The organism is Streptomyces sp. NA02950 (assembly GCF_013364155.1).
Classification (GTDB): Bacteria; Actinomycetota; Actinomycetes; order Streptomycetales; family Streptomycetaceae; genus Streptomyces.
This window is the reverse complement of the sequence record NZ_CP054916.1, coordinates 3,858,959-3,881,894: the sequence shown is the minus strand read 5'-3', so window position 1 is coordinate 3,881,894 and position 22,936 is coordinate 3,858,959. Positions and strand designations below refer to the sequence as shown.

The following is a 22,936-nucleotide window of genomic DNA, read 5'->3' as shown; positions in this document are numbered from 1 at the left end:
CCACGCCGCCGTCGGGAACGGCCACACAGGAGAGGGGAGAGGCCGTGGACTTCGCTTTCGGGGCGGAGGACGAGCGGTTCCGCGATGAGGCGCGGGCCTGGCTCGAGGAGCATGCTGCCGGACCGGTCGCTGCCCTGCGCGGGCAGCCGCCCGGGGACGGCCGGGCAGCGGCGCACCGCGCGTGGGAGCGCACGCTCGGAGGGGGCGGCTGGATCGGCCTCGGCTGGGCACGCACGCACGGCACCTGGGGAAACCGGACCGTCACCCTGCCCCAACAGGTCGTCTGGGCCGAGGAGTACGCCCGAGCCGGGGCGCCCGCGCGACTCGGGCACATCGGCGAGAACCTCCTCGCGCCCACGCTGCTCGCCTACGGCGACGACGCCCAGCGCACCCGCTTTCTGCCCGCCATCGCACACGGCGAGGAGCTGTGGTGCCAGGGCTACAGCGAACCGGACGCGGGCTCGGACCTCGCCGGGGTGCGGACCCGCGCCGTCCGCGACCCGGGCGAGGGCACCTACCGCATCACCGGGCAGAAGATCTGGACCTCCCTCGCCCGTGAAGCGGACTGGTGCTTTGTGCTGGCGCGCACCGAGCGGGAGTCACAACGCCACCATGGACTCTCCTTTCTGCTGGTGCCGATGGACCAGCCGGGCCGGATCGAGGTGCGGCCGATCCGGCAGATGACCGGGACCGCGGAGTTCAACGAGGTGTTCTTCGACGGGGCCGTGGCCCGCGCCGAACACCTCGTCGGCGGCGCGGGCCAGGGCTGGCAGGTGGCCATGGGCCTGCTCGCGGTGGAGCGCGGGGTCTCCACCCTCGCCCAGCAGATCGGCTTCGCCCAGGAGCTCGGCCGGGTCGTGGCACAGGCCTTGGAGACCGGAGCCGCCCGCGAACCGGTGCTGCGCGACCGGCTGGTACAGCAGTGGGCCGAGCTGAAGGTGATGCGCTGGAACGCTCTGCGCACCCTTGGCGCCACACCGGACCCGGGCGCGCCCAGCGTCGCCAAGCTGCTGTGGGGCGGCTGGCATCAGCGCCTCGGCGAGCTGGCCGTAGAGGTCAGGGGCGCGGCGGCCGCACTGGGCCCGGCGGGCTGGACCGCGGAACACCCCTATGAACTCGACGCTTCCCAGCGTCTCTTCCTCTTCTCCCGTGCCGACACCATCTACGGCGGCTCGGACGAGATCCAGCGCAACATCATCGCCGAGCGGGTACTTCACCTCCCCAAGGAATCACGCGGATGACCACGGACCGGCAGAGCACGTACGGACACTGGATCGGCGGCGGGTGGCGGGCGCCCGGCCGGGGGCACTACCCCGTGCTCAACCCCGCCACCGAGGAGACCGTCGGCCATGCCCCCGAGGCGGCCGCGGCGGAGGTCGACGCCGCGGTCCGGGCCGCCCGCGCCGCGTACGACGGCTGGTCGCGCACCGCCCCACGGGAACGCGCCGCCGTACTCGACCGCGTGGCCGCCCTTCTGGCCGAGCGCGCCCCCGACCTGGTGCCCCTCCTCCAGGCGGAGACCGGTGCGACGCTGCGCGTCACCTCGGCGCTGCAAGTGCCCCCGGCCGTCGACCGCTTCCGCCGCTATGCGCGCGGCGCCGTCGAAACGGACACCCTTCCGCTCGCCCCGTTGCCCGTGGCCGCCACCCCGCTGGCGCCCGGCGGGCTCATCGGGGCGGCCGCGGTCCGCCGCCCCCTGGGTGTTGTCGCCTGTATCACCTCCTACAACTTCCCTCTCGCGAATCTCGCGGGCAAGGCCGCCCCGGCCCTGGCCATGGGCAATACGGTGGTGGCCAAACCGGCCCCGCAGGATCCCCTGTGCTGTCTTGAACTCGGCCCGCTGCTGAAGGAGGCCGGGCTCCCGGACGGTGTCTTCAATGTCGTCACCGGCTCGCGCGCGGCGGTGGGCGAGGCACTGGTCGCCCACCCCGGTGTCGACATGGTCAGCTTCACCGGATCCACCACTGTGGGGAAAAAGATCGCCGAGTCCGCGGGGCGGTCGATGAAGCGCACCCTGATGGAACTCGGGGGCAAGGGCGCGGCCATCGTCCTGGGGGACGCCGACGAGCGAGTGATCGCGTCGGCGGTCGGGGCGGTCGGCTCGACCTTCTCCTTTCACAGCGGGCAGATCTGCACGGCGCCGACCCGCGTGCTCGTCCATCGATCGCTGTACGAGAAGGTCATCGCCGCACTCACACACTACGCACGGTCACTCAAGATCGGTGACCCTGTGGATAACTCCACGATCGTCGGCCCGCTCATCTCCGCGGCCCAGCGCGACCGCGTCGAGGCGTATCTCGCCGGAGCCCGTGAGCAGGGAGCCCGCATTGTCGTGGGCAACGAACGCCCCGCCCTCAAACCCGGTTTCTACGCTGCCCCCGCCCTTGTCGCCGACGCCGACCCCGAGATGGCCATCGCGCAGGAGGAGGTGTTCGGCCCGGTCGTCGTGGCCCTGCCGTTCGACGACGAGGACGAGGCGGTACGGATCGCGAACGGCACCCCGTACGGCCTCTACGACTACGTCTTCAGCGCCGACGCGGGCCGAGCCTGGTCCCTCGCCGCCCGGCTGCGCAGCGGAAACGTCGGCATCAACACCGCCCAGCGCCACCCCGAGACCCCCTTCGGCGGGTTCAAGGACAGCGGTGTGGGCCGCGACGGCGGCTCGTTCGGCCTGCACGCGTACAGCGAACTCCAGTCGCTCGTCTGGGCCTCCTGATCTCCGGGCCCCGTGCGAGCGGTGCGAGGAGCCGCCGTGGGACCGGAGCCGGAGAGCCGCGAGCGGCCCGTGGTGCCCGGAACACCCGAGGAACGCCGACCCCAGGAATCGGGGAGTGTGATGAGGATGCGAGGCGTCGTCTTCGACGGCACGGAGGCGCGGGTCGTCGACGACCTGGAGATACGGGACCCCGGCCCCGGCGAGGTGCTGGTGCGCGTCGTCGCCGCCGGACTCTGTCACAGCGATCTGTCGGTCATCGACGGCACCATCCCCTTTCCCGTCCCGGTCGTCCTCGGTCATGAAGGGGCGGGTGTCGTCGAGGCGGTCGGCCCTGCCGTCGGCCATGTGACCCGTGGCGACCATGTCGCGCTCTCCACCCTCGCCAACTGCGGAACCTGTCCGGACTGCGACCGCGGCCGTCCCACGATGTGCCGGGCGGCCATCGGCCGGCCGTCCCGGCCGTTCTCCCGCCCCGGCGATCAACGGCTGTTCAACTTCGCCTCGAACTCGGCCTTTGCCGAACGCACCCTGGTCAAGGCCGTTCAGGCGGTGAAGATCCCCGAACAGATCCCGCTCACCTCGGCCGCCCTCATCGGCTGCGGTGTCCTCACCGGCGTCGGCGCCGTGCTCAACCGCGCCCGGGTGGACCGCGGCGAGTCCGTCGTGGTCATCGGCGCCGGGGGGATCGGGCTCAATGTGCTCCAGGGGGCCCGTATCGCCGCGGCTTCCCCGGTCGTGGCCGTCGACTCCAACCCCGCCAAGGAGCCGCTGGCCCGGCACTTCGGCGCGACCCACTTCGTCCCGTCCGCCGAGGCCGTCCGGGAGGTCCTGCCGACCGGCGCGGACCACGCCTTCGAATGCGTCGGCTCCACGCACCTCATCCGGCAGGCCGTCGATCTGCTCGACCGGCACGGCCAGGCGGTGCTGCTCGGCGTCCCGCCCGCCGCCGCCGAAGCGTCCTTCCAGGTCTCCTCGCTCTATCTGGACAAGTCCATCCTGGGCTGCCGCTACGGCTCCTCCCGCCCCCAGCGCGACATCGCCCTGTACGCCGACCTCTACCGGCGGGGCAGACTGCTGCTGGATGAACTGATCACCCGCAGCTATCCGGTGGAGGACTTCGCCAAGGCCGCCGACGACGCCCACCACGGACGGGTGGCACGGGCCGTGCTCACCTTCTGACCGCCCGCTCCGACGACTCGAACGACTCGAACGACTCAGACGACTCCGGCGAGCCGGGCGGTTCGGACGACTCGGAGAACGCGACGGAAGGAGACGCGGCCGCGGTCCCGGTGCGGAAGGTGCGCCGGTAGGCCGTCGGCGAGACACCGAGCGCCGCCTGAAGGTGCTGGCGCATCGACGCGGGGGTGCCGAAACCCGCGTCCCGCGCGATCCGGTCCACGGACAGTTCGGTGTCCTCCAGCAGGTGCCGTGCGCGTTCGACCCGCTGCGCCGCCAGCCACTGGCCGGGGCTGACCCCGGTCTCCTCGCGGAAGCGCCGGGTGAAGGTCCGTACGCTCATCGACTCCTGGGCGGCCAGCTCACGCAGCGAGATGGGGCGGTCCAGACGGCCCAGGGCCCAGGCCCGCGCCGCCGTCGTGGTGGCCTGCTCAGGCTCGGGGAGCGGACGGCGGATGTACTGCGCCTGGCCGCCGTCGCGGTGCGGCGGCACCAGGCTGCGCCGGGCCACCTCGTTGGCCACGGCCGTGCCGTGGTCGCGCCGCACGATGTGCAGGCACAGATCGAGCCCGGAGGCGACACCGGCGGAGGTGAGCACATCGCCGTCGTCCACGAAGAGCACGTCCGGGTCGACCGTGATGGCCGGGAAGAGCCGCTGGAAGTGGTCGGTGCTGTGCCAGTGCGTGGTGGCCGGACGGCCGTCGAGCAGACCGGCCGCCGCGAGCACGAAGGAGCCTGTGCAGATGGACACCCAGCGGGTGCCCGGGCGGGCATGGGCCAGCGCGGCGGCGAGCGCCGCGGGCAGCCTGCCTTCGTCGAAGACCGGCCCGAGTTCGTACGACGCGGGCACCACGATGGTGTCGGCCTCGGCCAGGGCCTCCGGACCGAGCTCCACCGTGATCGGGAAGTCGGCGTCGGTCCGTACCGCACCGGGCTCGGGGGTGCAGGTCACCACGTCGTACAGGTGGTGACCCCCGGGGGAGCGGGCCTTGCCGAAGATCCGGTAGGGGATGCCGAGTTCGAAGGGGATCACGCCGTGCAGGGCGAGCACGACCACACGGTGGCGCCCTTCGGCTGTCTTCGTCCGGGGCATCCGCCACCTCCAGAGCGTACGGGTACATCACGGGAAAGGGCCTGGCCCGATCCTAACGAATACTGTCCCGCGGGCCACTCGATCGTGCCGGCCCGCGGACCGATCCTGGTCCGGTGACACAGACAACCGGACTCCCCGAAGCCTCGGAACAGGATGAGCAGCGGCCCGAACCGGCCGCGCGACGGGCACCCCGCCTACGCCTCCCCCACGGCGCCCCGCACCGGGCGTGGCTGGTCGCCGCCATCGGGTTCGTGACGATCATCGGGGCGGCCGGTTTCGCCTCGCTGCCCGGTCTGCTGATCGATCCGCTCCATGAGGAGTTCGGCTGGTCGCGCGGCACGATCGGATTCGCGGTCTCCGTCAATCTCGCCCTCTATGGGCTCACCGCGCCGTTCGCGGCCGCCCTGATGGATCGCTTCGGCATGCGAAAGGTCATCGCCGGTGCCCTCGTCGTGATCGCGGCGGGCGGCGGGCTGACGGTCTTCATGACGGCCCCGTGGCAGCTCATCCTCTGCTGGGGCGTGCTCGTCGGCCTCGGCAGCGGCTCCATGGCGCTCGCGTTCGCCGCGACCATCACCAACCGGTGGTTCGTCGCCCGGCGCGGGCTGGTGACCGGCATCCTCACCGCTGGCGGGGCCTCCGGGCAACTGGTCTTCCTGCCGCTGCTCTCCTGGATCGTCGAAGACCACCACGACTGGCGCCCCGCCGCCGTGACCGTCGCGGTCACCGCGCTGGCGATCGTGCCGTTCGTCTGGCTGCTCATGCGCGACTACCCGTCGGACGTGGGGCTCACCGCCTACGGCGCCGACGGTCCGCCCGTCCCGCGGCCCGCGCCACGGCGGGGCGCGGCCCGGCGCGCGGTCACCGCGCTCACCTCGGCCGCCCGCGGCGGCACCTTCTGGCTGCTCGCCGGGACCTTCGCGATCTGCGGCGCCTCCACCAACGGCCTGATCAAGACGCACTTCGTCCCCGCGGCGCACGACCACGGGATGCCGGTGACGGTCGCCGCGAGCCTGCTCGCGGTCATCGGGGTCTTCGACATCCTGGGGACGGTGGCCTCCGGTTGGTTCACCGACCGCTTCGACGCGCGGCGGCTGCTGGCCGTCTACTACGCGCTGCGCGGGCTGTCGCTGATGTTCCTGCCGATCCTGCTGGCCGACGCGGTGCATCCGCCGATGATCTTCTTCATCGTCTTCTACGGACTCGACTGGGTCGCCACCGTGCCGCCGACCATGGCGCTGTGCCGGGAGCGGTACGGCGAGGACAGCGCGATCGTCTTCGGCTGGGTGCTGGCGTCCCACCAGGTGGGGGCGGGGCTCGTGGCCTTCCTGGGCGGCGCGGCGCGCGACGCGTTCGGCTCCTACAACCTCGTCTGGTACGCGTCGGGCGCGCTGTGCGCGGTGGCGGCCCTGATGGCGCTGGTGATCCGGCGGACCGGGCCGGTCGCGGCCGAGCCGGTGCCGTCCGCCGCCTGAGGGGAGTGGGCCGCCCGCCCCTCCGAGGAGGGCGGCCGGGGCCCCGGGGCGCTACGACGCGGGAGCGAGGGCGCCGAACCCGCCCCGGTGGAAGAGCAGCGGCCCCGCCTGCGCCGCCGTCTCGTCCGTACCGAGCGCACCCACCCGGCCGACCACGACCAGGTGGTCACCACCGGTGTGCACCGTGTGCACCGTGCAGTCGATCCACGCCGGAACGCCGGTGAGCCGGGGCGAGCCGGTGGCCGGGGACGGTTCGTGGGCGACGCCCGCGAACTTGTCCGGCCGTACGGACGCGCTCACCGCGAAGCCCCGGCACAGCTCGCCCTGGTCCGCGCCGAGGACATTGACGCAGAAGACCCCGGTGCGGGCGATCCGCGGCCAGGTGGTGGAGGTGCGGGCGACCATGAAGGCGATCAGCGGTGGAACCAGGGACAGCGAGGTGAAGGACTGGCAGGCGAAGCCCGTCGGGCCCTCCTCGTCGGCGGTCGTGATCACGGTGACGCCGCTCGCGAAGTGCCCCAGCACCCGGCGGAATTCGGCGGGGCCGAACGGAACGCGCTCGTCCGCCCGGATGCAGCGCAGCTCGGGTGGGGGCAGCGGATCCACCGCGCGCGGTGTCGAGGTCGGTGAGCCGACCGCGCGCAGATAGCGGACGGCGGTGGCGGCCATACCGGCATGTCCCATCATGCGTTCCATTGAATCTGATGGAGTGTCAGATAGGAAGCGGGGTGACATACGGTTCCCCACCCGGTCCGCGGCCTTCGACCGGGCCCGGTCCGCGGCCTCGAGACCGGGCCCGGTCTCAAGGCCGCTCACCGGCCCCGGTACGCGGGGGAGCGCCGTTCGGTGAACGCGCGGATGCCCTCATCCGCGTCGGCCGTGGACATGTTGATCTCCTGGGCGGTGGCCTCGGCGGCGAACGAGGCGGCCCGGCCCGATTCGAGCGAGGCGTTCACCAGCGCCTTGGTGAGGGCGATGGCCCGGGTGGGGCCGGTGGCGAGGCGTTCGGCCCAGGACCGGGCGGCCGCGGCCAGCTCGGCGTCCGGGACGACCCGGTTGACCAGGCCGAGCCGCTCGGCCGCGGCGGCGGGCAGCGCGTCGCCGAAGAACATCAGCTCCTTCGCCCGCTGCGGACCGGTCAGCCGGGGCAGCAGATACGCGCCGCCGCCGTCCGGGACCAGGCCGCGGCGGATGAACACCTCGATGAAGGTGGCCGATTCGGCGGCCAGCACCAGATCGCAGGCGAGCGCGAGATGGGCGCCGAGTCCGGCCGCCGTGCCGTTCACGGCGGCGATGACCGGCTTCTCGCAGTCGAGCACGGCGGCGATGAGCCGCTGCGCCCCCGCCTGGACCAGCCGTGCCACATCGCCCGGAATCCGCTCGCCCCGCTGTCCGTTCGCGGTGCCGCCCGGCCGTCCGTTCGCGGAGGGGCCCCGCAGATCGGCGCCCGCGCAGAACCCCTTGCCGGTGGCGGTGAGCACCACCGCCCGGACCGCCGGGTCGGCGGAGGCGCCGTCGAGCAGGGAGATCAGCCGTTCCCGCTGGTCGGGGGTGAGGGCGTTCAGCGCGGCCGGGCGGTTGAGGGTGATCCACGAGACGCCGTTGTCAGTGGCGTGCCGTACAACGGAGTCGAGGGAGTCCTCGGGGGAGGGAGACATCATGGGGAAGCTCCGGACATCGGCGTGCTCGGCGGGGTGGACGAGTGCGGCCGGGCCGGTGAGGCCGGCCGGATGGGCGCGGTCGGCGGGGTGGACCGGGGGTTCAGCGGCAGATCGCGAGTGCGTCCAGCGCCACCGCGCCCTGGCCGCGGTTCAGCACCAACAGGGGGTTGACGTCGAGTTCGGCGAGGTCGTCACCGAGTTCCAGAGCCATGCGCTGGACCCGCAGCACCACCTCGACCAAGGCGTCCACATCGGACGGGGGAGCGCCGCGTACACCGTCGAGCAGGCCGCGCCCGCGCAGTTCGTCGATCATCGCGCGGGCGTGGTCCTCGCCGAACGGGGGGACGCGTACGGCGGTGTCCTTGAGGACCTCGACGAGCACACCCCCTACACCGACGGTCACGGTGGGGCCGAAGAGGGAGTCGTGGCTGAGGCCGACGATCATCTCCACGCCGCGCTCGACCATCTGGCAGACCAGGACGCCGTCGAGTTCGACGCCGTCGTAGCGGGCGATGTCGGTCAGTTCGCGATAGGTGTCGCGGACCTGGCTGGCGGAGGTCAGCCCCAGTCTTACCAGGCCGAGTTCGGTCTTGTGGGCGAGCTGCGGGGCGGACGCCTTCATCACGACCGGGTAGCCCACCAGACCGGCGGCGCGGACGGCCGCGGCGGCGCTGGTCACCAGCTGCTCGCGCGGCACGCGGATGCCGTACGCCCGCAGCAGTTGCTTGGCCGCGTGCTCGCTCAGCTGCTCGCCGGGCCGCAGCAGACCGCGCACCTTGCGCACCGCGGGGGAGGGGGTGCGCGGGGCGTCGTCGAAGGGGGAGCGGTAGCCGGAGGTGAAGCGGTGGTGGCCCAGATAGGCGCGGACGGCGGTGATGCAGTTGGCGAAGGTGCGGAAGGTCGCCACCCGGGAGGAGCCGAGCAGCGTGGTGCGATAGGCGTCCTCGGTGCCCACCGGGGAGCCCCAGACCACGCACACGAGCTTGTCGGTCTGCTCGGCCGCGGCCACCAGGTCCTGGGCGAGCCGGTCGCTCATGGGCGGGAAGGGGCCGGTGATCGGGCAGATCAGCACCCCCACGGCCGGATCGGCGAGGATCGCGTCGATGATCTTCCGGCCCCGCTGGTCGCCGACCGGGTGGCCGCCGTTGTCGACCGGGTTGGCCACGCTGAGGTCGCCGGGTATCCACCGGTGGAGTTCGGCCTGCCTCTCGGCGGAGAGGACGGGCAGGGGGAGCCCGGCCGCGGTGGCCAGGTCGGCGAAGTGGGCGCCGGTGCCCCCGGAGATCGAATACACCACCACGCCCTCGGCGCGCGGGGGCCGGGCGCGGGCCAGTAGCGCGGCGGTGTCCTGCAACTCGTCCAGGCCGTTTACCCGGATCACGCCGAACTGCCGCATGGCCGCGTCCACCACCGCGTCCGAGCCGGTCAGTTTGCCGGTGTGGGAGGCGGCGGTGCGGGCGCCGGTCTCGGTGCGGCCCACCTTCACGGCGACGACGGGCACCTTGGCGCGGGCGGCCCGGTCGGCGGCCAGCAGGAAGCCGCGTCCGTCCTTGAGCCCCTCCGCGTACAGGGCGATGGCTCCGACCTCGGGCCGGGTGGCGAAGTATGAGATGAAGTCGGCGGTCTCCAGATCCGCTTCGTTGCCGGTCGGGGCCCAGTGGCTGAGCCGGATGCCGAGTTGCTGGAGGGTGAAGACGGGGCGGCCCTGGTGGCCGGACTGGGTGATGAGGGCGATGGCGGGCCCCTCGAGGTCGTCGCGGAACTCCTCGAAGGCGTTGAGGTTGGTGTTGGGGCCCAGCAGGCGCAGCCCGGCGCGGCGGGCCGCGGCGGCCAGCCGTGCCTGTGCGGCGGCACCTTCGGGGCCGGTCTCGGCGAAGCCGGAGGCGAAGGCGACGGCGAACTTCACCTTGGCCCCGGCCAGTTCCTCGATGACCGGCAGTGGATCGCGAACGAGGAGGACGGCGAGGTCGACCGGTTCGGTCAGCTCGGCCACGGACGGGACGCAGGGAATGCCGAAGACGGATGGACGGGAGGGATGTACGGGGTGCAGCCGGGCGCCGACGCGCTCGGCCCAGGCCACCAGCTGCCGGGTGATACCGGTGTTGGGGCGGCCCTCGGTGTCGGACGCGCCGATGAGCGCCACCGACTCGGGGCGGAAGAAGCGGTCCAGGTCGGGGACACCGGTGTACAGCGGACGGCCGCTCACGTCCCGGTCCTCCGCCTCCTCGGCGCTCCCGGCCCCCGCCGAGCCGGTGTGGACGTGGACGGTGGGGCCGGGAGCCCGTCCGCAGGCGACGGCGCGGGCGTGACGGGAGTTGGTGGTGAGGGTGCCGTGAGTCGATCCAAGCATCGGTGTCCGCCACTCCTGCTCGATGGCCAATAGTCCATTAGCTGACGACCAGTCAAATTACCGCCTAGTCAGGTTACTGAAGTGAAGGCGAGTCAGGAACGGTCGCAACGTGGAGAACACGTACCGTGACGACCCGGGGACGGCCCGGGTCGGATGGAAGGACGAGGTCAGGACGCGGTCTGGACGTCGTCAGGACGTGGTGCGGGCTACGGTCTTCGCGATCTTGCGGGCGTCGATGGCCAGCTCGCGCAGCATGCCGCTGATCGGGTTGGTGTAGCCGGTGAAGTGCAGTCCGGGGGCGGCCTTCAGGGTGCGCCGGCCGTGGGTGAGGGGGCGGCCACGGGCGTCGAGCACGCCCAGATGGCCGACGAGTTCCTCCAGTCCGCGCCGGTAGCCGGTCGCCGCGACGACGGCCTCGGGGCTGATCCGGGTGCCGTCCGCCAGCACCACCTTGTCCTGATCGAAGGAGTCGACCGCCGCGACCACCTCCACTCGGCCCGTCCGTACCGCGTCGACCAGCCCCACGTCCTGCACTGGGATGGCCCCCTGTCGTACCCGGGTGTAGAGCCCGGTGTCCGGCCGGGGCAGCCCGTGTTCGGTCAGATCCGGCATGCTCACCCGGCACATCACCCGCGCCGCCCGGTCCACCAACGGGCGCGGCAGCCGCCGCACCAGGATGCCCGTGCGCTGCGCGGGCCAGCCCGCCGTCGAGCGGCGCAGGATGTGCGGTGGGGTGCGGACCGCGAGCCGCACCCGCTCCGCACCTCCGTCGACCAGGTCGACCGCGATCTCCGCGCCCGTGTTGCCGACCCCGACCACCAGCACGTCCTTGCCCGCGTAGGGGCGCGCGTTGCGGTAGTGCCCGGCGTGCAGCAGTTCACCGGTGTAGGTCTCGCGGCCCGGCCAGTCCGGCAGTCGCGGAGTGTGGTTGAAGCCGGTCGCGACCACGACCACCGGCGAGGACAGCGCCCGCCCGCCGGTGGCCCGCAGCATCCACGCGGTGTTGTCCGCCGTTCGCTCGATCCGGGAGACCTCCACCCCGGTGACGACCTCCAGCCGGTGGTGTTCGGTGTAACGCTCCAGATACCGGATGACGTTGTCCCGGGTCACCCACCGGCCGAACGACCGCGGCATCGCGAGTCCGGGGAGCGCGGACAGCCGACGGGTGGTGTGCAGATGCAGCCGGTCGTAGTGGTTGCGCCAGGAGGCGGCGACCGTGTCGGACTTCTCCAGGACCACGGAGTGGATCCCGTGCGCGCGCAGCGTGGCGGCGGTGGCGAGTCCGCCCGGTCCGCCGCCGATCACATACACGGGTGAGGACTTCGGAGAGGGGTTGTCGACGGCCATGCGGGCGAGCGTAGTCGGGTATTTGACGGGTTTCGGTCAAAGGGATTCCGAATCGATTGCGGATGGGTCACGGCAGGTAACGCGACCCCTACCCCTTGCGCACATCCCGTCCGTCCCATGAAACTGACGTACCGTCAGAAAAGTCGGGGATCAGCCGGGCAGGAGGTGGAGGCACCATGCGGACGATCTGGCTCAGCGGCCCCGAATGGCTCGCCGTGCTGCGGACCGGACTCGGGCTGTGGTGGCTGGAGAGCTGGCGGCACAAGGACAAGAAGAGCTGGTTCCAGCGCGGCAGCGGAATCGCCTGGGCGAAGGGTGTGGCCGCCGAGCACCGCTGGACGTTCGTCCGGCGCGGTTTCGACGCGGTGGTCTCACCCCGGCCCGACCTCATGGCGTATGTGGTGGTCCATGCCGAACTCGCCCTCGGCCTCGGGCTGATCCTCGGCCTGCTGACCCCCGTCGCCCTGATCGGCGGTCTGCTCCTCAACCTGCTCTACTTCCTGCTCATGATCCACGACTGGGCCGAGCAGGGGCAGAACAGCATGATGATGCTGATCTCCCTGGTCGCGCTGGCCGGTATGAGCTGGCAGACCTGGTCGCTCGACGAGGCCTGGGGGCTGTTCCTGTGAGCGCCGGGCCCAACGCCGCACCGGGCAGCCGGGCTCCGCGCTTCGATCTCCCCGAGCCCGATGCCTTCACCCGCCCCTACTGGGACGCCGCCGCCGAGGGCCGGTTGCTGATCCGCCGCTGTGCGGTCTGCGGACGCGCCCACCACTACCCCCGCGAGTTCTGCCCGCACTGCTGGAGCGAGGACGTCGCCTGGGAGGAGGCGAGCGGCGACGCGACCCTCTACACCTGGTCCGTGGTGCACCGGAACGACCTCCCGCCGTTCGGCGAGCGCGTTCCGTACACCGCGGCCGTCGTCGATCTCGCCGAAGGGCCGCGGATGATGACCGAGCTGGTCGACGGCGCCTCGGGCGACCCGCACAACGGGGCCGGGCTGTCCGTCGGGATGCCGCTGCGCGCCGCCTTCCGCGCCCCGGGCGACGGCGGAACACCGGCTGTTCCGGTCTTCCGCCCGCTGCTTGAATGATCGGGTGCTGAAACCGGTGGAGCTCCAGGGCGCGGGGCTGCGGCTGCGCCCGTGGGAGAACACCCCGGGCGACCGCCGGGCCGCCCTGCGCGGGCTGACCGACCCCGACTTCCGCCGCTGGAACACCCCGGTGGCCCTGGTCGACGACGAGGAGGACGTCCGCGCCTGGACCCATGGCCGGGCCGATGGCTGGCGGCGCGGCGACATGGCGTCGTTCGCCGTCCTGGAGGACACCGAGATCCGCGGCCATGTCTCCCTCGGCGTGTTCGACTACGGGGCGCGCAGCGCCCGGGTCGGCTACTGGGTGCTGCCCGAGGCCCGCGACCGCGGGATCGCCTCCCGCGCCCTCCGGACGATCACCGGCTGGGCCTTCCACGACCTGGGTCTGCACCGTCTGGAACTCCGGCACGACATCGGCAACGAGGCGTCCTGCCGGGTCGGCCTGCGCTGTGGGTACGTCCCCGAGGGCCTGCTGCGCCAGGCGCGCTTCGACCTCGGCGGGGTACCCCACGACGTCCATCTGCACGCCCGCCTGGCCGTCGACGACCCGCGGCCGGACGTTCCCCGGTGAGCCGCGCGGGTCGGGGCCTTCGCCGGCGTCTTCGCCAGGGCCTTCGGGGCCTTCGGGGCCTTCAGGGCCAGAGCAGCTCCCGCCGCCAGCCGCCGGGCTCCTCCGGAGCGCGCCGGTAGCGCAGCCGTACGTGCCGCCGCCGCGCCTCCTCCTGGTAGAACTCCACCTCGTCCGGCTCCAGTACGTACAGCGTCCAGGTCGGCGCGGTGGCGTCCGGCTCCCGCTCCGCCCGCTCGTACGCCGCCTCCAAGGCACGCTCCAGCTCCTCGTACGAACCGAGCACCTCGCTCTGGCGCCCGGCCCCGGCCAGCGCCGCCGCGAGCGCGGCGGGGGACCGGCCGCGCAGATCCGCCGCGCTCTCCTCGGCCCCGGCCTCCTGGACCCGGCCGCCGATCCGCACCTGACGGCCGGTGCGCGGCCAGTGGAACGCCAGCGAGGCGTACGGGTGCTCGGCCAGCTCCCGGCCCTTGCGGCTGGTGCGATGGGTGCCGAAGTGCCAGCCGCGGGCGTCGGCGCCGTGCAGCATCACCGTGCGCTGGGACGGGCGGCCGTCCGCCCCGGCCGTGGCCAGCATCATGGTGTGCGGGGTGGGTTCGTCCGACCCGGCGGCCTCGCGCAGCCAGCGCCGGAACAGCGGAAGCGGTGCGTCCGGGGCCTGGTGCGGGTCGAAGACGGGCAGTTCGCCGCCGTGGCGTACGCGCAGTCCGCGCAGCAGTTCCTCGAAGGCCGCGTCGTCAGGGGTCCCCGCCCCGGGCGCCCCGGGGCCGTTCTGCTCGGCTTCGCTCATCGGACGTTCTCCGCCTCCCGCGTCCGCGCCTCCGCGCACGCTCGCTCACCCCACGGTTTCGGCCATCCGATCACCCGGGACCGGCCGGGGCAAGCGCGGCGGCCCGTCAGCCGCGGCCGAGGACCACCGTGCCCGACGAACAGAACCAGCCACCCGTCCCCGAGGCCACGGCCAGCTCCGGCAGCCGGCCGTCGGCCTTGCGGACCTGGTGGCCGCCTGCCTCGCCACGCAACTGCCGTACCGCCTCGACCAGGAGGAACAGCCCGCGCATCCCCGGGTGGCAGGCCGACAGGCCACCGCCGTCGGTGTTGGTCGGCAGCTCACCGCCGAGCGTCAGCCGCCCCTTCGCGGCGAACGCGCCGCCCTCGCCCTTGGCGCAGAAGCCGAGGTCCTCGAGGGTCACCAGGGTCATATAGGTGAAGGCGTCGTACAGCTCCGCCACATCGATCTCCGACGGGCGCACCCCCGCCCGTTCGAAGGCCGCGCGCCCCGAGGCCGCCGCGGGGGAGGCCGTGAAGTCGTCCCACTCCGACATGGTGGAGTGCGAGAGGGCGGTGCCGGAGCCGAGCACCCACACCGGCGGCGCGGCCGTGTCCGGTACGTACTCCTCGCCCGCCAGCAGCACCGCGCAGCCGCCATCCGAGCGGATGCAGCAGTGCAGTTTGGTGAACGGATCGGCGATCATCGGCCCGCTCAGCACATCATCGACGGTGATCGGATCGCGAAACATCGCATCCGGATTGTGCGCGGCGTTGACACGCGCCTGAACGGCGATGTCCGCGAGTTGCTCGAGTGTGGTGCCGTACTCATGCATATGGCGACGGGTGGCCATCGCGTACTTGGCGATCAGCGTATGCCCGTAGGGCACTTCGAACTGGAGGGGGCCACGCGCCCCGAAGGAGAGGTTGGCGGTGCGGCGGCCCGCCCGGATGTCGGCGCGGGCGGTCGAACCGTAGACCAGCAGGACGGCCCGGGCGCGGCCCGCGGCGATCGCGTCCGCGGCATGGGCCGCCATCACTTCCCAGGTGGCGCCGCCGACGGTGGTGGAGTCGGCCCAGGTGGGGCGCAACCCCAGATACTCGGCGACCTCGACCGGCGCGAGCGTGCCCAGTCCGGCGGAGGCGAAGCCGTCCACGACGGAGCGGTCGAGCCCGGAGTCGGCGAGCGCACGGCGCGCGGCCTGGGCGTGCAGCGCGTAGGGGGTGGCCGTGTCGACCCGGCCGCAGTCGGAGAGGGAGACGCCGACGACGGCAACCTTGCGGACGCGCTTCGCTGCGCACATGAATCTGACGGTACATCAGGTAACTGGTGCCGGGGCAGGGTCGTGCGGGCCATGCGCAGGGGGTGACTGCGCGGAGTGGTGCGCGGGCAGCGGGCGGCGCCGCGCGGTTGGGGCCCGGACGCCCTCGTAGTCGCACACTCGACCGCCGACGGTCGAGCGTGGTCCCCGTCCGGACCTCATGTGCGGCGGCGACGGCTACTGCATGAACTGCGCCGCACACGCGGCGATCGCCACCAGAAGGCTCAGCAGCCCGATCACGACCTGCCACTTGTCAGGGCTGGTCCAACGGCCGCTCGTCTCCTGTGTGTCCCGATCGTCCATCACCCCTCCTCGCTCCTCCGACAGGCCCCGGAGGACAGGGCCACCGCCGGTCCGAACTCCGGCGGAGCTGAAGGGAGGAACGTGGTGGGGCGGCGCCCATCCTACAAAGGACCGCGGGCGGAAGGGGTGGGAAAGTGTGGATTGCCTCTCTAGTATGACGACCCGTCAGAAACGGAGGGATCGCCGATGGACACCGCGTTCACCGAGGAACAGGACCGGATCCGCCGTACGCTGCGCGAACTGCTGCGGGAGCGATGCGGCGCGGACCGGGTCAGGGCGGCGACCCGCACCGCGCCCGGCCACGACGCGCCGCTGTGGCGGCTGCTCGCCCGGCGCCTGGGGCTGCCCGGGCTGGCGCTTCCCGAGGCGTACGGCGGCGTCGGCTGCGGACCCGTCGAACTGGCCCTGGTCTGCGAGGAGGCCGGACGGGCACTGCTTCCGTCGCCCCTGCTGGCCACCGCCGTGCTCACCGCGCCGCTCGTCGCCCGGCTCGGCACCGACGCCCAACGCGCCGAACTGCTGCCGCGGATCGCGAGCGGGGAGCTGACGGCGGCACTCGCGGTGCCGGGCGGTGCGCTGCCGGAGGCACTCGGGCTGACCGGGGCCGACGCGGGCGCCGCCGGGGGAGCGCGGGGCAACGGTGCCCGGGCGGACAACGGTGTCTGGGAGAGCAACGGTGTCTGGGAGAGCAACGGTGTCTGGGCGGGCGGCGGGCGCGCGGGCGGGGTGCAGGCGCGCCACGACGGCGTCGCGGGGTGGCGGCTGTACGGACAGGTGGACCAGGTGCTCGACGGGCACAGCGCGGGGCTGCTGCTGGTCGCGGCCCGCGCCGGGGGCTATACGCGCGGCCGGACACTGCTGTTCACGGTCCGGGCGGAGGCGGCGGGGCTCACCCGTACCCGGCTCACCGCGCTCGACGAGACGCGTCCGCAGGCCCGTATCGAGCTGCGGAACGTGGCGGCGGAGCCGCTGGGCGGCGACCCCGGCCAGGGCGTGAGCGGGGGCGAGGGCTCGGGCGAGGGCCGGGACGCGCAGCGGGCGGCGGACGGGCTGGTCCGGCTGGGTGCGACGGCCGCGGTCCAACTCGCCGCCGAGGCGGTGGGGGTGGCCGAAGCGGCGCTGACGCGCACGGTCGCGTACGTACGGCAGCGGGAGCAGTTCGGCCGTCCGATCGGCTCCTTCCAGGCGGTCAAGCACCGGCTGGCGGATGGGTACGTGAGGGTCCAGGCGGCTCGTTCGGCGGTGTACTACGCGGCCTGGGCGGCGAGCCGGACGGACGCCCCCGACCAGCGGCCCGAGCACCAGCAGTCCGGTCGGTGGCCAGGGCGTCAGCGGGACCGCGAGGCGGTGGTCGCGGGCGGGCTGGCACTCGCCCATGCGCTGGAGGCGCAGCGCGCGGCGGCGGCCGAGGCCGTACAGCTCCACGGCGGCATCGGCTTCACCTGGGAGCACGACGCACATCTGGCCTTCAAGCGCGCGGCCTCGGACGAGCTGCTCTTCGGCCCCGTCCACCGGCTGCGGGCGCGCGCGGCGGAGCGGGACGCGCTGTTCGGTGTCGAGCTGTCCGCGGCGTCCGCGGCGGTTCCCCGGACGGCGGTGGCGGTCTGATGGCCGGTTACGGCGTGCGGCTGGTGCGGAAGGTGTCGTCGACCCGGGCCTTCGCGAAGGTCGCACCGTCTGTTGTCCCGGTGTTCGACCGGGCCGTCCACCGACTGACCCGCGGCCGGGTGCTGCCGAGCGCGCTGATGCTGCCGGGGGTGATCCTCACGGCCCGGGGCGCGCGGACGGGGCGGCCCCGCCGTACGCCGCTGGCGTGCATGCCGGAGGAGGGCGGCGGTTGGATCCTGGTCGGCAGCAACTTCGGCCGCCCGGGGCATCCGGCGTGGACCGCGAATCTGCTGCGGCACCCGGACGCCGAGATCAGCTGGCGGGGCCGGGACATCGCGGTGCGGGCCCGGCTGCTGGAGGGCGCGGAGCGGGAGTCGGTGTGGGCGGCGGTGCTGGCCTTCTGGCCTCCGTACGCGAGTTATCAGGCGCGGGTGGAGCGCCGGATCCGCCTCTTCCGCCTGGAACCGGTCCCGCGTGACTGAGCGGAGACCTGCCCGCTGCCCCGGATGGCCCGGTCCCGGCCGCCGTCCCGCTCCGGAGAACGGCCGCGGCGGACCACTCGGGTCGAGTGGTCCGCCGCGGCGTGACAGGACGTGCCGGCCCGCCGGTCGGCCGGACCGGCGCGCGCAGTGCTACCCGGCTATTTCGCCGGTTTCCGGCCGGTGATGCCCAGGTGGACGATGTAGGCCAGGTTCGGCTTGAGCTCGGCCTGCTTCACGCCCCAGCTCTGGAAGCCCTTCTGGTGCGCGGCGACCGCGGCCAGCATCGCGACGAGCGTTCCCGCCACCGCCGCGGCGCTGATGTGCTTGTCGATCCGTCCCTTGGCCTGGAGGTCCTTGACGGCGTCCGTCAGGGAGTTGGTCACGGCGTTGAGGATCTTCATACGGATCTTGTAGAACCGTTTGTCGCCCTCGGCCGCACCAAGATCGACCACTCGCAGGATGGCGTCGTGTTTGCGCCAGAACGAGAGGAAGCCGTCGACCAGGTCCTCCGCCGCCTGCGCGCCGGACTTCCCGGCCCAGGAGCGACCGGCGACCAGATCGGTCAGCGCCGCGCCCTCCTTGGCCATCTCCTCCGCGAGCTCGAGGACGGCGCCCTCCACATCGGGGAAGTACTGGTAGAACGTCGCGGGCGAGGTCCCTGCCTTGCGTGCGACATCGATGACCTTGACATCTCGGTACGGGGATGAGCTGAGCATCTCGCTGAGGCAGTCGAGCAGCTTCTGCCGCGTCGCCTGCCCGCGGCGACCGGCCACCCGCCCGTCGACGGTGCGTACTTGTCCTGTCATGCCGTCAGCTTACCGAGGGGTGATCAGAGCGCGATTCGGCTGCGTGCAAATGGGGTTAGCGAGGGATGAGAGGGTTTGTCGGGCCTCCCAAGCAGGTCGGAATGGCTTATTCCGGCCGCTCTCGACCCTCGGAAGCCCGTCCGAGACCACTCCCCCACTTGAGTGGTTCATGTTATCAACAGCCTGTGGATAAGGAGGGTGGATGAGCCCCCGGGTCCGGGTGTGGCCGTACAGGATTGGCCGAAAGGTGAGATTTCCGGAGCGGGCGCCGGGGGCGATCCCCCGTTAGCGTGGCAATAGGGAAGAACGCTCCCTACAGGAGGACGCGGGAGGATCCGGGACATGGCCGCATTCGCCGAAGGCGTGCCCTGCTGGGCGGACGCGATGCTTCCCGATCTCGAGGCGGGCAAGCGCTTCTACGGCGAGCTGTTCGGCTGGACCTTCGAGGAGCGCGCCACGGACTACGGCTCGTACACCCGCGCCCTGCTCGGCGGCAAGGTGGTCGCGGGGCTGGTGCCCAAGCCCGACGGGCGGATGCCGACCGTCTGGAACATCTACTTCGCCACCAAGGACGCCGCCGCGACCGCCGCCCGGATCCGCGAGGCGGGCGGCCGGGTGATCGCCCCGCCCGTGTGGATCGACGATTCCTGTGTCATGGCCACGGCCGCCGACCCGGGCGGCGCGGTCTTCGGGCTCTGGCAGGCGGGCAGCCACTCCGGCTTCGCGCGGCGCGGCGCCCCGGGCTCGTACGGCTGGACCGAGGTCCGCACCCGGCAGCCCCGTCCGGTGGACGCCTTCTATCGGGCGGTCTTCGGATACGGCATGGAACCCGTCGCGCCGCGCGAGCCGCGGGGGGACGCCGCCCCGGCGGAGGCCCGTGGCGCCGCTCCCGACCGTGTCCTGTGGACACCGCGCGGCGAGCCCACCGGGCCCCGGCACGCGATCGGCGGACGGGTGGTGATCGGTGAGCGGTACCCGCCCGAACTCCCCGCGCATTTCCTCACGTACTTTGTGGTGGCGGACTGCGACCACGCGCTGCGCACGGCCCACAGGCTGGGCGGGCGAGTTCTCAATGACCCCGAAGATGCGCTGTACGGGCGTTTCGCGGTCCTTGCGGACAATCAGGGCGCGGTCTTTGCCGTCATCGACACCTCGGCGACGGGTCCTTCCCCGGCGGAGAGCAGGGCGGGACCGGGCTGAGAGCGCGGTGACGGCCGCGCCGTCGAACCGGGTGGTGTCCGGCTCCGTATCGCCCGATGACACGACGATTCGGCCCCGGGTTCGCAACCGCCGCCTTCGCCAGAGAGAATGCAGGATGCGTGCCGCCGGACGGTTTGTCGGTGAGACGCTGCACGGGGCTGTACTTTTTCAAGCCCCCACGGGGAGGTGGCAGGCAAGTGGTGGAGCAGCTGACGCAGCACGATCCGAGGCGGATCGGCCCTTTCGAGGTGCTCGGTCGACTCGGCGCGGGCGGCATGGGGCTGGTCTATCTGGCCCGCTCGGCATCGGGCCGACGGGTCGCGATCAAGACGGTGCGGACCGAGCTCGCCGAGGACCAGCTGTTCCGCGTCCGGTTCACCCGTGAGGTGGAGGCGGCCCGCGCGGTCAGCGGTTTCTACACGGCCGCGGTGGTCGACGCCGATCCGCGGGCGGCGGTGCCCTGGCTGGCCACGGCGTACGTCCCCGCGCCCTCCCTCGAGGAAATCGTCAATGAGTGCGGGCCGATGCCCGCCCAGGCGGTGCGCTGGCTGGCGGCCGGGGTCGCCGAGGCGTTGCAGTCCATCCACGGCGCGGGTCTGGTCCACCGGGATCTGAAGCCCTCGAACGTGCTGGTCGTCGAGGACGGCCCGCGCGTGATCGACTTCGGTATCGCGTCCGGCGTTTCGAACACCCGGCTGACCATGACGAACGTGGCGGTCGGCACCCCCGCGTACATGTCGCCCGAGCAGGCGCGTGACTCGCGCAGCGTGACGGGCGCGAGCGACATCTTCTCGCTCGGCTCGACCCTGACCTTCGCGGCCACCGGACACGCGCCCTTCCACGGCGCGAACCCGGTGGAGACCGTGTTCATGCTGCTGCGTGAGGGCCCGGACCTGGCCGGACTGCCCGACGAGCTGCGGCCGCTGATCGAGTCGTGCATGCAGATGGAGGCCGACCGCCGCCCCTCCCCGGCCGACCTCCAGTCGCAGCTGGCCCCCCATCTGTTCGCCGCCAACGCCGACGACAGCGGTACGGCCTCGGCCTGGCTGCCCGCGGGCGCCGTCGCGCTCATCGAGCGCAAGCGCAGCGGGCGTAACCAGGTGCGCGGCGCCTCCGGCTCGCGCCCCTCGCCCGGCGGTCGCCGTTCTTCCCAGGGCAGCGGCAGCGGCGGCGCCGGCCGTGCGTCGGCTCCGCTGCCGCCGGAGCGCCCGCCCACACCGCCGCCCTCCTACGCGCCCGCCGCCGGAGCCGGAGCCGCCGCCGGGGACGGTCCCGGCGGCCGCCACGGCGCGGCCTCGCCCGCCGCCGCGGGCGGCTGGGAGCCGGTGGGCGTGGGTGATCCGCGCGGCGGTCTGCGCGCGCCGGAGGCCGCGAGCCCGCCGAGCGCGCTGGGCTCCATCGGACCCGGCCGGCACGCCGCCCCCGCCGGGCCCCCGTCCGCCGTACCGTCGGCGCCGCTGCCCGCCGCGGCCGACGGCCCGGTGCGGCTGCCCGGCTCGCAGGTGCCGATCGGGCCCGGGATGCGGGCGGCCGAAGCCCGCGATCCACAGCAGCGGCAGGACACCGGCCCCGCCACGGGCTGGGTGCGCCCGCCCGGCGGGATGACCACCGGCGGGGTGAACGGCGGTGAGGCCGCGGCCACGGGCGCCATGCCGCCGCCCTCCCACGCCGCGTCCGCCGACGCGGCCGACGGGCCGGGCGGCGCGGGTGGCCGCGGCCGCTGGCGGCCCTGGCGGTTCCGGATGTCCAACGACGTCTGGGGCACCCCGGCCGTCGCCGACGATCTGCTCTATGTGACCTCCTTCGAGGTGCACGCGCTGGATGTGGCCACCGGGCGGCGGCAGTTCAAGACCCGCGACGTGGCCTGGGCGATGGCCGTGGCCAACGGGCGGATCCACGCCTCCGACGGCCCCACGCTCTACGCGCTGGACGCGGCGGACGGCGCCGAGCGCTGGCGGCTGTCCACCGACGGCTGGGTCTACTCGCTCAAGGTGGACCGCGGCACGGTCGTCACCGGTACCCGCGGCGGCGGCGTCCAGGCGTGGGAGGCGGCCAACGGCGAGCTGCTGTGGGAGATGCAGGGGCTCCAGACGGATTTCGAGACACCGGAGTCCGGGCCGCTGATCCACGACGGCACGGTCTATGTGTGGGCGGACGCGCGGCTGCGCGCCCTGGAGGCGCGTACCGGCGCGGAGCGCTGGTCGTACCCGATCGGCGACGCGGCGTCCTGCGGCGGGGTCCCGATGCGGCTGCTGTCGGCGCCCGACGGCGTCGTCTACGTCACCGCCGGTACCCGGGTGCTCGCGATCGACATCGCACGCGGCGATGTGCGGTGGCGTTTCGAGGCACCCGCCGTCTTCCTGTGCGCGCCCGCGTACGCGCCGGGGCCCGCGGTGACCGGCGGCGGTATCTACATCGCCGACTACCTCGGCACGGTCTACGCGCTGGACGCGGCGAACGGCCGGGACCGCTGGCGGATCGCCACCGAATCGCGCCAGTCGGTCGAACCGGTGCTGGTGGCCGACGGTTCGGTGCATCTGGGCAGCGGCAGCGCGCTGTACACGCTCGATGCGGTCACCGGCACCCCCAAGTGGCGGTTCGCGGCGGGCGGCGAGGTCATCGGCTCGCCGGTCGTCGCGGACGGCCGGGTCCACTTCGGCTCGGCCGACCACTGCCTCTACACGGTGGACGCGGCGGGCGGACAGCTGCGGTGGAAGCTGGCCACGGGCGGTGAGATCACCGGGTCCCCGGTGGCCGCCGGGGGTGTGGTGTACGCATGCAGTAAGGACCGCTGTGTCTACGCGCTGGACGCGGTCAAGGGCACCGGGCAGTCCCGCCCCTCGGGCAACCGGCCGTAGCGGACGGCCGGGACGCGGGCGCGGCCGGACGCCGGGTCACCGGCCGGTGGTGGTGTTCCTGACAAGTCCTGCTACCGTTGCGCGCGTTCAGCGACCTCCCGGGGGAGCAC

20 protein-coding genes are annotated in these 22,936 nt (G+C 73.0%); 11 read left to right on the top strand and 9 right to left on the bottom strand.

Going from position 1 to position 22,936, the window contains the following annotated elements; translation table 11 throughout:
• The first annotated feature begins 44 nt into the window (after window positions 1-44).
• From HUT19_RS16580 to HUT19_RS16570, 3 genes are all read left to right on the top strand, one after another.
• Entirely contained in the window at window positions 45-1,241 is a 1,197-nt protein-coding gene (locus tag HUT19_RS16580; protein ID WP_176181239.1) for an acyl-CoA dehydrogenase family protein, read from the top strand.
• Window positions 1,238-2,716: an aldehyde dehydrogenase gene (locus tag HUT19_RS16575; RefSeq protein ID WP_176181238.1), complete on the top strand. Its 1,479-nt coding sequence runs from the start codon at window positions 1,238-1,240 to the stop codon at window positions 2,714-2,716. The genes HUT19_RS16580 and HUT19_RS16575 overlap by 4 nt, the downstream gene beginning before the upstream one ends.
• A 126-nt stretch (window positions 2,717-2,842) precedes the next feature.
• Window positions 2,843-3,895: a Zn-dependent alcohol dehydrogenase gene (locus HUT19_RS16570; protein WP_176186963.1), complete on the top strand. Its 1,053-nt coding sequence runs from the start codon at window positions 2,843-2,845 to the stop codon at window positions 3,893-3,895.
• Here HUT19_RS16570 and HUT19_RS16565 read toward each other — a convergent pair.
• Window positions 3,885-4,985, bottom strand: a complete 1,101-nt coding sequence (locus HUT19_RS16565; protein ID WP_176181237.1) for a GlxA family transcriptional regulator — start codon at window positions 4,983-4,985, stop codon at window positions 3,885-3,887. The two genes, HUT19_RS16570 and HUT19_RS16565, sit on opposite strands and share 11 nt — an antisense overlap.
• A gap of 113 nt (window positions 4,986-5,098) precedes the next feature.
• Here HUT19_RS16565 and HUT19_RS16560 point away from each other — a divergent pair, with 113 nt between their 5' ends.
• Window positions 5,099-6,460: an MFS transporter gene (locus tag HUT19_RS16560; protein ID WP_176181236.1), complete on the top strand. Its 1,362-nt coding sequence runs from the start codon at window positions 5,099-5,101 to the stop codon at window positions 6,458-6,460.
• A gap of 51 nt (window positions 6,461-6,511) precedes the next feature.
• Here the strand turns inward: HUT19_RS16560 and HUT19_RS16555 are convergent, their stop codons facing one another.
• From HUT19_RS16555 to HUT19_RS16540, 4 genes are all read right to left on the bottom strand, one after another.
• Window positions 6,512-7,147 carry a flavin reductase family protein gene (locus HUT19_RS16555; RefSeq protein WP_254885615.1) on the bottom strand — a complete coding sequence of 212 codons (636 nt, stop codon included), beginning with the start codon at window positions 7,145-7,147 and terminating at the stop codon, window positions 6,512-6,514.
• Window positions 7,148-7,272: 125 nt separating this feature from the next.
• Window positions 7,273-8,121 (bottom strand): enoyl-CoA hydratase/isomerase family protein, encoded by an 849-nt coding sequence (locus HUT19_RS16550; RefSeq protein WP_176181235.1) that lies wholly within the window; start codon window positions 8,119-8,121, stop codon window positions 7,273-7,275.
• Window positions 8,122-8,221: 100 nt separating this feature from the next.
• A complete protein-coding gene (locus HUT19_RS16545) occupies window positions 8,222-10,471 on the bottom strand; it encodes an acetate--CoA ligase family protein (RefSeq protein ID WP_176181234.1) in 2,250 nt (749 codons plus the stop codon).
• A gap of 189 nt (window positions 10,472-10,660) precedes the next feature.
• A complete protein-coding gene (locus tag HUT19_RS16540) occupies window positions 10,661-11,818 on the bottom strand; it encodes an NAD(P)/FAD-dependent oxidoreductase (protein WP_176181233.1) in 1,158 nt (385 codons plus the stop codon).
• Between the two features lie 176 nt (window positions 11,819-11,994).
• On the opposite strand from HUT19_RS16540, the gene HUT19_RS16535 reads away from it, so the two are divergent.
• From HUT19_RS16535 to HUT19_RS16525, 3 genes are read left to right on the top strand one after another with little or no spacing between them, the layout of a single operon-like run.
• A complete protein-coding gene (locus HUT19_RS16535) occupies window positions 11,995-12,447 on the top strand; it encodes a DoxX family membrane protein (protein ID WP_176181232.1) in 453 nt (150 codons plus the stop codon).
• Window positions 12,444-12,911 carry a Zn-ribbon domain-containing OB-fold protein gene (locus tag HUT19_RS16530; protein ID WP_254885614.1) on the top strand — a complete coding sequence of 156 codons (468 nt, stop codon included), beginning with the start codon at window positions 12,444-12,446 and terminating at the stop codon, window positions 12,909-12,911. The genes HUT19_RS16535 and HUT19_RS16530 overlap by 4 nt, the downstream gene beginning before the upstream one ends.
• A 4-nt stretch (window positions 12,912-12,915) precedes the next feature.
• Window positions 12,916-13,482 carry a GNAT family N-acetyltransferase gene (locus HUT19_RS16525; protein WP_254885613.1) on the top strand — a complete coding sequence of 189 codons (567 nt, stop codon included), beginning with the start codon at window positions 12,916-12,918 and terminating at the stop codon, window positions 13,480-13,482.
• 61 nt (window positions 13,483-13,543) lie between these two features.
• Here the strand turns inward: HUT19_RS16525 and HUT19_RS16520 are convergent, their stop codons facing one another.
• The 3 genes from HUT19_RS16520 to HUT19_RS43975 form a co-directional block, all read right to left on the bottom strand.
• Window positions 13,544-14,269: a pyridoxal 5'-phosphate synthase gene (locus HUT19_RS16520; RefSeq protein WP_176181230.1), complete on the bottom strand. Its 726-nt coding sequence runs from the start codon at window positions 14,267-14,269 to the stop codon at window positions 13,544-13,546.
• A 106-nt stretch (window positions 14,270-14,375) separates the two neighbouring features.
• Window positions 14,376-15,551: an acetyl-CoA acetyltransferase gene (locus HUT19_RS16515; RefSeq protein ID WP_176181229.1), complete on the bottom strand. Its 1,176-nt coding sequence runs from the start codon at window positions 15,549-15,551 to the stop codon at window positions 14,376-14,378.
• Window positions 15,552-15,746: 195 nt separating this feature from the next.
• Window positions 15,747-15,872 (bottom strand): hypothetical protein, encoded by a 126-nt coding sequence (locus tag HUT19_RS43975; RefSeq protein WP_303331911.1) that lies wholly within the window; start codon window positions 15,870-15,872, stop codon window positions 15,747-15,749.
• A 186-nt stretch (window positions 15,873-16,058) separates the two neighbouring features.
• Here HUT19_RS43975 and HUT19_RS16510 point away from each other — a divergent pair, with 186 nt between their 5' ends.
• Both HUT19_RS16510 and HUT19_RS16505 read left to right on the top strand, forming a co-directional pair.
• Window positions 16,059-17,480 (top strand): acyl-CoA dehydrogenase family protein, encoded by a 1,422-nt coding sequence (locus tag HUT19_RS16510; protein ID WP_176181228.1) that lies wholly within the window; start codon window positions 16,059-16,061, stop codon window positions 17,478-17,480.
• Window positions 17,480-17,962, top strand: a complete 483-nt coding sequence (locus tag HUT19_RS16505) for a nitroreductase family deazaflavin-dependent oxidoreductase (protein ID WP_176181227.1) — start codon at window positions 17,480-17,482, stop codon at window positions 17,960-17,962. The genes HUT19_RS16510 and HUT19_RS16505 overlap by 1 nt, the downstream gene beginning before the upstream one ends.
• A 158-nt stretch (window positions 17,963-18,120) precedes the next feature.
• On the opposite strand, the gene HUT19_RS16500 is transcribed toward HUT19_RS16505, so the two are convergent.
• Entirely contained in the window at window positions 18,121-18,768 is a 648-nt protein-coding gene (locus HUT19_RS16500) for a TetR family transcriptional regulator (protein WP_176181226.1), read from the bottom strand.
• A 342-nt stretch (window positions 18,769-19,110) separates the two neighbouring features.
• Here HUT19_RS16500 and HUT19_RS16495 point away from each other — a divergent pair, with 342 nt between their 5' ends.
• Together HUT19_RS16495 and HUT19_RS16490 are read left to right on the top strand one after the other, a co-directional pair.
• On the top strand, window positions 19,111-19,968 hold the full coding sequence (locus HUT19_RS16495; RefSeq protein ID WP_176181225.1) for a VOC family protein: 858 nt from the start codon (window positions 19,111-19,113) through the stop codon (window positions 19,966-19,968).
• 197 nt (window positions 19,969-20,165) lie between these two features.
• On the top strand, window positions 20,166-22,826 hold the full coding sequence (locus HUT19_RS16490) for a PQQ-binding-like beta-propeller repeat protein (protein ID WP_176181224.1): 2,661 nt from the start codon (window positions 20,166-20,168) through the stop codon (window positions 22,824-22,826).
• Window positions 22,827-22,936: the final 110 nt, after the last annotated feature.

Excerpts from the sequence above, each read along its gene's own strand:
- HUT19_RS16575 (WP_176181238.1), top strand. The coding sequence starts at position 1,238 with ATGACCACGGACCGGCAGAGCACGTACGGACACTGGATCGGCGGCGGG.
- HUT19_RS16570 (WP_176186963.1), top strand. The coding sequence starts at position 2,843 with ATGCGAGGCGTCGTCTTCGACGGCACGGAGGCGCGGGTCGTCGACGAC.
- HUT19_RS16565 (WP_176181237.1), bottom strand. The coding sequence starts at position 4,985 with ATGCCCCGGACGAAGACAGCCGAAGGGCGCCACCGTGTGGTCGTGCTC.
- HUT19_RS16555 (WP_254885615.1), bottom strand. The coding sequence starts at position 7,147 with ATGATGGGACATGCCGGTATGGCCGCCACCGCCGTCCGCTATCTGCGC.
- HUT19_RS16550 (WP_176181235.1), bottom strand. The coding sequence starts at position 8,121 with ATGATGTCTCCCTCCCCCGAGGACTCCCTCGACTCCGTTGTACGGCAC.
- HUT19_RS16545 (WP_176181234.1), bottom strand. The coding sequence starts at position 10,471 with ATGCTTGGATCGACTCACGGCACCCTCACCACCAACTCCCGTCACGCC.
- HUT19_RS16540 (WP_176181233.1), bottom strand. The coding sequence starts at position 11,818 with ATGGCCGTCGACAACCCCTCTCCGAAGTCCTCACCCGTGTATGTGATC.
- HUT19_RS16535 (WP_176181232.1), top strand. The coding sequence starts at position 11,995 with ATGCGGACGATCTGGCTCAGCGGCCCCGAATGGCTCGCCGTGCTGCGG.
- HUT19_RS16520 (WP_176181230.1), bottom strand. The coding sequence starts at position 14,269 with ATGAGCGAAGCCGAGCAGAACGGCCCCGGGGCGCCCGGGGCGGGGACC.
- HUT19_RS16515 (WP_176181229.1), bottom strand. The coding sequence starts at position 15,551 with ATGTGCGCAGCGAAGCGCGTCCGCAAGGTTGCCGTCGTCGGCGTCTCC.
- HUT19_RS43975 (WP_303331911.1), bottom strand. The coding sequence starts at position 15,872 with ATGGACGATCGGGACACACAGGAGACGAGCGGCCGTTGGACCAGCCCT.
- HUT19_RS16510 (WP_176181228.1), top strand. The coding sequence starts at position 16,059 with ATGGACACCGCGTTCACCGAGGAACAGGACCGGATCCGCCGTACGCTG.
- HUT19_RS16505 (WP_176181227.1), top strand. The coding sequence starts at position 17,480 with ATGGCCGGTTACGGCGTGCGGCTGGTGCGGAAGGTGTCGTCGACCCGG.
- HUT19_RS16500 (WP_176181226.1), bottom strand. The coding sequence starts at position 18,768 with ATGACAGGACAAGTACGCACCGTCGACGGGCGGGTGGCCGGTCGCCGC.
- HUT19_RS16495 (WP_176181225.1), top strand. The coding sequence starts at position 19,111 with ATGGCCGCATTCGCCGAAGGCGTGCCCTGCTGGGCGGACGCGATGCTT.